This is a genomic window from Micromonospora sp. DT4, assembly GCF_049841675.1.
In the GTDB taxonomy this organism is placed as follows: Bacteria; Actinomycetota; Actinomycetes; order Mycobacteriales; family Micromonosporaceae; genus Micromonospora.
The window spans coordinates 182,182-191,515 of sequence record NZ_JBNCKT010000001.1; the positions used below are offsets into that span (position 1 = coordinate 182,182).

3 protein-coding genes and 2 pseudogenes are annotated in these 9,334 nt (G+C 64.2%); 1 reads left to right on the top strand and 4 read right to left on the bottom strand.

Annotated features, from left to right (window positions below; translation table 11 throughout):
- Nucleotides 1-101: 101 nt before the first annotated feature.
- Both ACLQ24_RS00815 and ACLQ24_RS00820 read right to left on the bottom strand, forming a co-directional pair.
- Nucleotides 102-6,503 carry a hypothetical protein gene (locus ACLQ24_RS00815; protein WP_425888460.1) on the bottom strand — a complete coding sequence of 2,134 codons (6,402 nt, stop codon included), beginning with the start codon at nucleotides 6,501-6,503 and terminating at the stop codon, nucleotides 102-104.
- Between the two features lie 123 nt (nucleotides 6,504-6,626).
- Nucleotides 6,627-6,823, bottom strand: a pseudogene (locus ACLQ24_RS00820) (IS30 family transposase); the annotation flags it as partial.
- 354 nt (nucleotides 6,824-7,177) lie between these two features.
- Between ACLQ24_RS00820 and ACLQ24_RS00825 the strand changes: the two are divergent.
- Nucleotides 7,178-8,269: a PLP-dependent cysteine synthase family protein gene (locus tag ACLQ24_RS00825; protein ID WP_425888461.1), complete on the top strand. Its 1,092-nt coding sequence runs from the start codon at nucleotides 7,178-7,180 to the stop codon at nucleotides 8,267-8,269.
- A gap of 49 nt (nucleotides 8,270-8,318) precedes the next feature.
- On the opposite strand, the gene ACLQ24_RS00830 is transcribed toward ACLQ24_RS00825, so the two are convergent.
- Nucleotides 8,319-8,939, bottom strand: coding sequence for a putative glycolipid-binding domain-containing protein (locus ACLQ24_RS00830; RefSeq protein WP_425888483.1), 621 nt, complete (start codon nucleotides 8,937-8,939; stop codon nucleotides 8,319-8,321).
- A gap of 108 nt (nucleotides 8,940-9,047) precedes the next feature.
- Nucleotides 9,048-9,334 (bottom strand): annotated as a pseudogene (locus ACLQ24_RS00835) (DEAD/DEAH box helicase); the annotation flags it as partial.

Sequence of the window (9,334 nt, forward strand, 5' to 3'; positions counted from 1 at the left end):
GTGCTCCGATGACCTTGGCGGGACGCGGCGCGGCCGTGGCGACCTGGGCCCCGCCTGCGGCGAGGGGTCGCTCGACTCCTCCCAGGTCGCGCCAATGCCGGTCAGCAGTCGTACACCGCATCGGCCAATGCCTTGAGATCAGCGGCCTGTTCCTGGTGTGTTTGAGCGATCACCTTGAGCGCATCGACCCAGTGCCCCTTCTCGTCGTTGCGCAGCGCGGCGGAATGCTTCTGTACCCACGTCAGAGCAGCGGAACGCCCCTCGGCAAACATCACGTCGACCGCCGTCAGGGCGGTCAGGGCACCAGAATCCGGGTATCCGGAATCTCTGATCAGGTCGACCCGCAGGTCGACCTCGATGCCCCGACCCACTTCACTGAGCAACAGAGCGTTGCGGTCGACCGGGTTCTCCATCGCCTGGAAATCGAGCACGAAGCCGGCCTTGCCCGACCCGCCAAGCTCACCAAGCAGCGGCTTGAACTTCCCGAACCACGGATCGCCGTCCACTTGCTCGACGATCCTCTGTAGATCATCACGAGCGGGCTGACCAGCCAACTCCTTACTTAAGGCAGAAAGGACCTTCAACTTTGCGTCAATGCTCGGCGCCAGCAGAAGCTTCCCGACCGCCCAGCGCGTCGAGTCACCAGCTGGCCGGGCCAACTTACGCGCCCGCACCAGAATCGGCGCTTCCAACACCTTGCCATGATTTTCGAAATTACCGTTGCAGTCGACGACCTGCCAAATCGGGTCCACTGACAGCGATCCGATTAGACCTACGACCCTCTTGGCGGGTTCGGTGACAAGGTGGACCACGCTGAACCCGAATGTGTGCGACATTCTCCTCAAGGAGGCAGGCAACTCTGCCTGAGTCACGACGACGGGCTGCTGCTGTTTGAGGGCGAACTGTTGCGCCAAACGCTGGACGTTCCGCAGGGTCTCTGTCGAAGCCTGACGACCTCGCCCCGAAGAGCCCACGAAGACGACCGGCGCGTCCAGTGCGCCCACCGCTGCCTGCAGGTTTGACCGAATTTGCTCGGACGGCGGATCTCCGACCCAGTACAGCCCTGGGTGTTTCGTGTCCTCCTCGCTCCCCGAGGGCAGCACCACAGGATCGGTGAGCGGCTTTTGTTGACCCAGGGGAAGTCGAGGAAGTTCTGTGGGCGAGTCCAACGCGAGGGCCTTTGACGTATTTACCGCTACCGTCCCGGCCACAAGTACCGCACCGTCGGGGCCCACTCTCGTGACCGGGGCGTGAGTGTAGCTTTCCTGAACGAAAGCGATCTCCCACAGATACCGGGGCGCAATGATTTCTGAACCGCTAGACCTCGTGACATCCTTCATCAAAGCAAGCGGTCGGTTGGTGCGGCGTCGACTGTTGCTACGCCACTCATCGGTGTACTCATGCCGAAACATCGATCGACTGCCGTCGACCTCATGGCCGGATTCAACGTACTCGTCCTGCAACCCCAGCAGATGCAGTATCTCGTGCAGGACACTGTCTCTGACCTCTTGCACACTCTCCTGCAGGATGGTGGCCGGCCAGGTAAGCATATCCATGGACCCGGTGGCGGGAACCTCAACCACATGATGGGCGTCGGCGCGGTCAGTGAATTCCACAACGAGATGGAATTGATCTCCTCCGGGCAGTCGGAAGCGCTCGTTCAACTCCTGCCGGACCGCCGTCTGTGTGTGTTCCATGAGCGCCTCGGCCTTCGAGGCAACTACGTCCGCGGTCGGCGCGAGGTGAACACGAACACGGAACACCCGAACCGGGTGCATGGAGACTGGACTACCGAGTGGATGTGGCCTCGCCACCTCAAGTCGCGCCACTTCGTACCGGACATCACCGCGTATTAGATATTCCCGGCGGTCGCGCGTTTCGACGACGTCGAGATACTCGGAATCGACCAACCTAAAAGCCTCGGGCGGCAACGTCGACACGGTCTTGTCCACGTCGACAAGGGGATCTGTCAAGCGCCACCACCCATCGTCGCCCAACGAGGCAGCGCTGAGACGCCATCGGCTCAGATAGTCCATCTGAGGCACGTCGAATTCGTCGTCGACGCGCGTGCCCGGCGGATGGTTCGTGTAGGTGATCTCTACGGCGTGGGTGGAGCCTTCCGTAGAGCCGGGGCTGTCGCGGGGTTGCCGTCTGACTTCGACCCTTGAGGCAATCTGCGCGACTTGGGTCTGGTCCGCATCGCGGCCCGTCAGCGCCGAAATCGCACTGGCTATCGACGCTTCCAACTCCCGGTCAAAAGGCTCCGCTACACCCCGAATTCTCTCGTAAGCGTCGTGGCTGCTCGCGGTGGCCGGGTCGTACGGAGCGGCCATCTCGACGTACGGACCCGCCGTCCAAGGGGCCACACGCGTGAAGATCTGGTGAGCATCACTGCCTTGCTCCTGCACGCTGCCGATCAGCAGGTGTTGCAGGACAACCTGGTGAGCGACTTCCCGGGCCAGCGACTGGATGTCTGTAACAGCGCCTTCCGTCGGCTGGAGGGCGGGCGGCTCCAGCATGACCACGACGCGTCGACTATTGGTCGGAATGTGGTCGCGCTGTCCCTCGAGCTTCGGAGGCTGCGTGGGCGCCCCGTCATGCACCGAGCCTCGTAGCCGGAGATAGTCCTCATGTTGGGGACCGCCGGTCCGCACGACAGCGTGTCGCACCCGTACCTGCGGCAGGGCTCGCACATCAGGCTTCTTACCCACCCAGCGCGTGAGCCCTATGTTGAGGCGCCAACTCACTTGGGCCGTCACCCACGCGGCAAGATCGGTCTCCCGCGCCTCTCGTGCGTCGCGCGCTTCAACCGTCTCGTTTTCAGGAGGTGGCCGCAATCCGATCTCCACCTCGACCGTCAGTGCCTTCGGTGTCTTCACACCGCCCCTACTTGCCAACATCGCCGACAGCGTCTGGGGCTTTGTGGCACTTCCCAGCGTGCGTACGATCCAGGCCACGGTGGCTGTGGCCACACGCGCGGCCCGGTCCGGCGCCGGATCCGCCTGCGGATCGACTGCGCGCGCGTTATTCAGGTATTTTTTCAGGTCACTGCCCGCGAGCACCATCGTAGCGTTTGGGCCGGGAATAATGTCGAGCAGGCCACCCCACTGCAGCAGGACCGGTTCGTCCCACAGGATCGGCAGTGACTCCGTTTGTTGCACTGCGTCAGCGCGAGAAGTAGCGATAAGTTGATCGGTCGGCGGCGCGAAATCTGCACCTCGGGTCGGGGGGAGGTGCGGAGGACGAAGCCGGTTGGAGGTGCTACCAGTCTCCTCGCTCAGCCAGGCATCGTAGTGTGCCCTATTTGCCTCCCACAGGGATACCTCATCGCCCCTCGTTTGCGCGAGATGCCTTATTGGAGACCCAACTATGTCACCAGCTTTACGAATCCGCAGCTTCGCGCTAGTGGATATGCCGAGAAGCCATATCATCGCCGGCCGGAGACCCTCTACAGACCAGCCCCTCTCCCAGTCGGCAAAGGCGCGCAAAATGACATTCCGGTCATTGTCGGTCGCTACGTAGGCCGCTGGCCCGCCTGGCGCCTTTGCTCCGAAAATCGATTGTCGCAGCGCCGTATCTGTATGAGGCTTGTAGTACTTCCAGTGCTCACGGAGATGCCTAGCCAGTCTCTGCGTCAGCGCCTCGCTGACGGTGCGTCGAAGCTTGTTGTTGTCGGGACTGAATGGAGTCCGACGTAGGTTGTCCACCGTGTCAAGCCACGCCTGGACCCCGGGCCTATCCGCGAAGAAGGGGCGAACAAAATGCGGACCGGCAGTCACGAAAGCGTCGATCAACGACCAGTTGTCGTCCGGCATTCGTATCACGTTCAGGGGCGTCGTCACCGAGGTCGATTGCGCACCACGGCTATATCCCTCCGCTCCCTCCGCTCCCTGCGGTTCCCGCCGGCCTGCTACCGTAGTCTTCAACTCCGTTTGCGCACTGACTCGAGTTTCCTCGGAAGGCTGGGTTCCAACATAAATAGCGAGGGGATTCTTAATATCTGATCCGTGCGTGACTGACAGATTCCCTAGCTTTTTTGTCGCCGAAGCGTCATCGAGGCCCAGAAAGTCTTTCAGGTACCGATTGATCGACGCCCGGAACGCGTTTTCGGCCTGCTCTTTTGGGTTCGACAACAGGCCACCGAACGAAGCCTTGCCATCGACGACAACTGACACTTGCATATTGGTAGCCAAGCACGTGGCCGCCCAGCGGGCCACCTGATGCATTTTCCAGTTGCTGGATGACTTAGAGTATTCGGCCACCGGGATCGCCGATCGAGGCCAGAATGGGCTGGCAAGCATCTCGCTAATTGGCGTGCCACGAACGGGAAGTTGATAGCGACCGACGACCGGCACTCGGGAATGGGTCGAATGATCATTGCCAGACCATTCTAGCGGGCCCGTGCCCTTGAAGAAGACCCCCGTCAAGCGAAGCATCGCCGGATCGTCCACCATGTTGCCGTCGACAGAATCTTGGATGGAGACGTGAGTGATCCGGTGCCGGGAATCGCTTTTTATGAGGTTCGAGAAGACTGCCCGGTAGATTAGTCTGGGGTTGGCCGCCATGTTTCGGGAAACAGATTCCACAAGGCTCGTGACGTTGAGAGTGCCGTTGTTGACCGAATCTCTGATGGCGCTTCTGACCAACTTTAGAGTATTGTATCTGTCCTCGATGGTCACTACACCGGAAAAGTTCGGCGCAGCAAGCTGTTTGTACTGCCAATCGTCAATATCGGCAGTGCTTGCTAGCTCGGCGACGACCATGTCCTTATAAGATTCCGGCACGGTTGTGCCGCGCACGACCCAGTGGCCGCCCGCGAGAATTATCGTCCGGAATCGGCCGTCTTTAATGAATTTGTAAGTGCTGGTTGCCGCATAGACGGTCAGCGCATAACCGGCCTTTTTCATCTCGGTGTAGAAATCATGCACGAATTCTTGGCCGACGTTACACGAATTGAATACGAATGTCTTGATGTCCCTGCGGCTACAAGCCTCAATGAATTCAGGATCTTTCGCGACCATATTCGCGGTTGTCACGGCATCTAAAGTGAAATTTTCGGTGCGGCGGTATCCCGCAGGCATTGCCTCAACGGAGATTGCCGAACCTTCGCCATGCGCGACGAAGTTGAAAATGCTGTCGTTTCCCCATGGTGTGGGAAGGCCCACCATCGGAGGCTTTCGGTCATGGGAAATCATGCAGAAGCGGAGGTCGGTCAATCGGCCATTGGCATCGACCTCGCCGCCCCAGATCTCGCCGCTTAATCTCGGGCTCGCGAATATGAGACTAGGGACGGCTCGCCCTGTTTGATCATTTGTAATCCGGCTGTAAATGATATCCTTCATGTTTAGCTGGGTTTCGCCCCGGCTGCCCCGGGCCTGAAGAATATAGTTTGGCCGATCCGATCGGCCTACCTCCCGAAAGCCCATGATGATTCCGGAGTCGAAGCCGTCGGACCGTGCCTCGACTCCGTCGAAGGGGCGCCCGCCGGCGTCTGAATCATTGAGGACGTCCCAGCCCATGCCGCCGGTGCCGGATGGCACGAAGAGATGCCAGGCCTCGCCCCGCCGCGTTGACAATGTGCCCTCTCCGTTACCGCCGACCGATACGTCACCCTGCGGTGCGAGCACGTCCCAACCGTTGAGGTCGGCCAACTTGGCCGCGAAGCCACCGTCAGTCCCGCCGAGCCCGCAAGAGGCCAGGACCCACGACGGCGCGTCAGACGCCAGAGTCGCCATCACCGTGGCGAGTTGCGGCGCCGACAGGCTGGCAATGGCCGACGTGCCGTCGTTTCGCCGCACGGGCACGCTCACGGCATCGTGCCCCATCGAATGGACGATCAGCGCGGGCGACACACCCGGCGGCACCAGTTCACGATTCGTGACGTCCGCCCACTCCACGCCTGATGCCAGGATGAATTGCCGACGGCCGCCGCTGGCGATCTCCCGAACTATGACCTGAAGGTCACCGACAGATACCACTCGGATGGACTCAGCGTCGCCATGGGCGCTGACCTGGCTATCGGTAACTGTCTGCGGGGTGGCAGGGCTTGTCTGGACCAGCGCCCCATCCTGGTGAGCGGCGATGCTGAAGGCGGACATCGCGCCAGGTAGCGGCTCCGCCGGCAAGACGAGAACTGCGTCGGAGTCGATGCCCCCAATCGGCACGACTCGCGGGCCACTCGTGTCAAGTGACTCCGACGCCTCAAGCAGGACGGGTATGCCCAACCGGTCGGCGCGAGTAATCGCTGCGTCCAGGCCGGAGTCGATCCTGATTGGCACATGCACCATCCGCCCCAGCACACCCGCCGGTTCGCTACGCAGGACCTGCGCCACACGCTCCGAATGCACCACCGTCGGGTCCACGAACACCTGATGCAAGCCCGGCACGGGTGACGCCATGAGCACCTCATCCGGCACCAGGCCGCCACTCACCCCAAGCCATAGCCCAGACCGCACCCACGTCATGCCAAATTCAACGCACACCACGCTGGTCAAGTCCTTCATCACGGATCTCCTCGGCCGGCTGATCCGTCAGTAGCAGGTCCTGGTTCCGTCACGCAGGCCGTTGATGTCCTCAGCCAATTCCGGCCTCCCGTAGATCGTGCCAATCTCAAGAAGAGGGCAGATTCAGGCAGTCGAAGCATTTGTTTCTACGAGTTCGGCGAAAACCTCGGAGGGCTTCTTCCAGGTGTGGATTTTACGGGGTCGGTCGTTGATTTCGGAAGCTGCCGGCGCCAAGTACTTTGGGTCGGACGTGATCGGGATTCCCATTGGGGACTATTCGCGCAGGATGCGGTTTGCGTTTCGTTGCTTCCGCGCTGCCACGTTAGGAAGGCGCCGGCGCCGGGTTAAGCCCGGACAGGCGAAATTGTCTCCCCGACCTCCTCGACCTCTTCGGGCCCGCCGGCCAGCACCTCGTCATCAATGCGCAGGCTTCTGATCTCGCCCGTCGGGTCACCATGACGGCAACCGCGCCTGGTCACCCGCTGGATCCGGGGCCGGCCTGCCCCGTTGGCAGAGCGCCCAGGTACGGCTGCTGGACGCCCTGCCCCGGCTGACCACCGGACTGATCCCTCTCGCCCAGGCCGTCGGCCGGGCCGGACACCGCCGGCAGTCACGCCGGTCGAGGTCTGCGGACCGGAGCTGAGCGCCGCTGACCTGCTTGCTAGGTTTCCGGCGTGACTCATCTCGACCGGTGCGACGAGGCCAGCCGTAGCTGGGTGACCGAGGCGATCGCCACCGTCGAGGCGGACGCGAACCGCTCGGCCGACACCCACCTCCTGCCCTTCCCGCTGCCCCGGGCCTGGGGAGTCGACCTCTACCTCAAGGACGAGTCGTCGCATCCGACCGGCTCGTTGAAGCACCGGCTGGCCCGCTCGCTGTTCCTCTACGGCCTCTGCAACGGCTGGATCGGGCCGCACACCACGATCGTCGAGGCGTCCTCGGGCTCCACGGCGGTCTCCGAGGCGTACTTCGCGCGCATGCTCGAGCTGCCGTTCATCGCCGTGATGCCCGCGTCCACCTCGCCCGAGAAGATCGCGCAGATCGAGTTCCAGGGCGGCCGGTGCCACCTGGTGGACGACCCGGCGGGTGTCGTCGTCGAGGCTCGCTGGCTGGCCGAGGACTCCGGCGGCCACTTCATGGACCAGTTCACGTACGCCGAGCGGGCCACCGACTGGCGGGGCAACAACAACATCGCCGAGTCGATCTACGCCCAGTTGGAGCTGGAACGGCACCCCATCCCGGCCTGGATCGTGGTCGGCGCCGGCACCGGCGGCACCGGCGCCACCATCGGCCGGTACGCCCGCTACCGCCGCCTGTCCACCAAGCTCTGCGTCGTGGACCCGGAGAACTCCGCCTTCTATCCCGCCTGGGTGGCCGCCGACTGGTCCGTACGCACCGGCAAGGGCTCCCGCATCGAGGGGATCGGTCGGCCCACCGTCGAGGCGTCCTTCCTGCCCTCGGTCGTGGACCGGATGGTCCAGGTGCCGGACGCGGCCTCGCTGGCCGCGATGCGCGCAGGCTCGGCGGTGCTCGGCCGCCGGGTGGGCGGCTCCACCGGCACCAACCTGTGGGGCGCGTTCGGCCTCATCGCCGACATGCTGGCCGAGGGCCGGACCGGTTCGGTGGTCAGCCTGATCTGTGACGCGGGCGACCGCTACACCGACACGTACTACTCCGACGACTGGATGGCCGCCCAGGGCCTCGACCTGGCCGCCCACGCCACGACCATCGAGCGCTTCCTGACCGGCGGGGCCTGGCTCGCCTGAGCTGCTCAGTCGGTTCGGCGCTCTGGCGCCCGCCGGGGACGGGTTGCCGTCAGCGTGGGTCGATCCGTTCGGCCAGGCCGGGATAGCGCACCACGTACCCGTCGGCGTCCAGGTCGATGTCGGCCGTGAAGGTGCCGCTGGCGAACCGGACCCGGCCCGGCCCGAGCCTCGTGTAGGTCTGTTCTGCCGGCACCACCTCCAGGCCGGGCAGCAGCACCCAGGCGACGGTGATCCGGCGCGGCATGTCGGCCGGCCCGCCGGTCAGCCCGAGCCGGCGTACCGGCAGGGCGTTGAACAGCGGCGAACCATTCAGGTCGACGTCGAGCGCGTCGGCGAGACGATCCGGGTCGTCGGTGCCGGGGAGACCGGCCCGGGGGTGTCCGGCCGCGACCAGCGCCGCGTCCAGGTCGCCCTGCTCGGCGGTCGTCACCCGCCACCGGGACGTGGCCCGATCCAGGGTCACGCGGCGAAGCCAACCCGACCCCTCGGCCTCGACCTCGAGCCGGGCGGTGCTCCGGTCGGGCGCGGTAGTCAGCCGGTAGCGGGCGGTGAACGGGATCGGATCGACGGCGAGCAGGGTGCCCCGCGCCGCCAACGCGTCGCCGTCGTCGAGCAGAACCTGCTCGCTGCCGGCGGTGTCCGTCCGGGACCAGAAAATCGACGTGGTCATGGTCGCCATGAGCCGGACGTTACGCGACCCGCGCGTCATCGGCAGGGCATGTGCGAACGCCGCCGCGGAGCGCATGCTCCGCGACGGCGTTCCGGGTAGATCAGTGGATCAGTGGGTACGCGCCGCCGGCCGCCCGCCGAAGCCCCGCCGATCGTCACGCGGCCGGTCGTCCCGACCGCGGCTCTCGGAACGGTAGCCGCCCCGGGTGTCCCGGTCCGCGAAGCGCCGCTCACCCGCCGGTCGGTCACCCCGGTCAGCCTGCGGGCGGTCGCTGTAGCGCCGCTCGCCCTGGGGGCGGTCGCTGTACTGCCGGTCGCCCTGCGGGCGGTCGCTGTAGCGCCGCTCGCCCTGGGGGCGGTCGCTGTACTGCCGGTCGCCCTGCGGGCGGTCGCTGT

Bases quoted from the DNA above. Each gene is read 5' to 3' on its own strand.
- ACLQ24_RS00830 (WP_425888483.1), bottom strand. From the start codon at position 8,939: ATGACCACGTCGATTTTCTGGTCCCGGACGGACACCGCCGGCAGCGAG.
- ACLQ24_RS00815 (WP_425888460.1), bottom strand. From the start codon at position 6,503: ATGAAGGACTTGACCAGCGTGGTGTGCGTTGAATTTGGCATGACGTGG.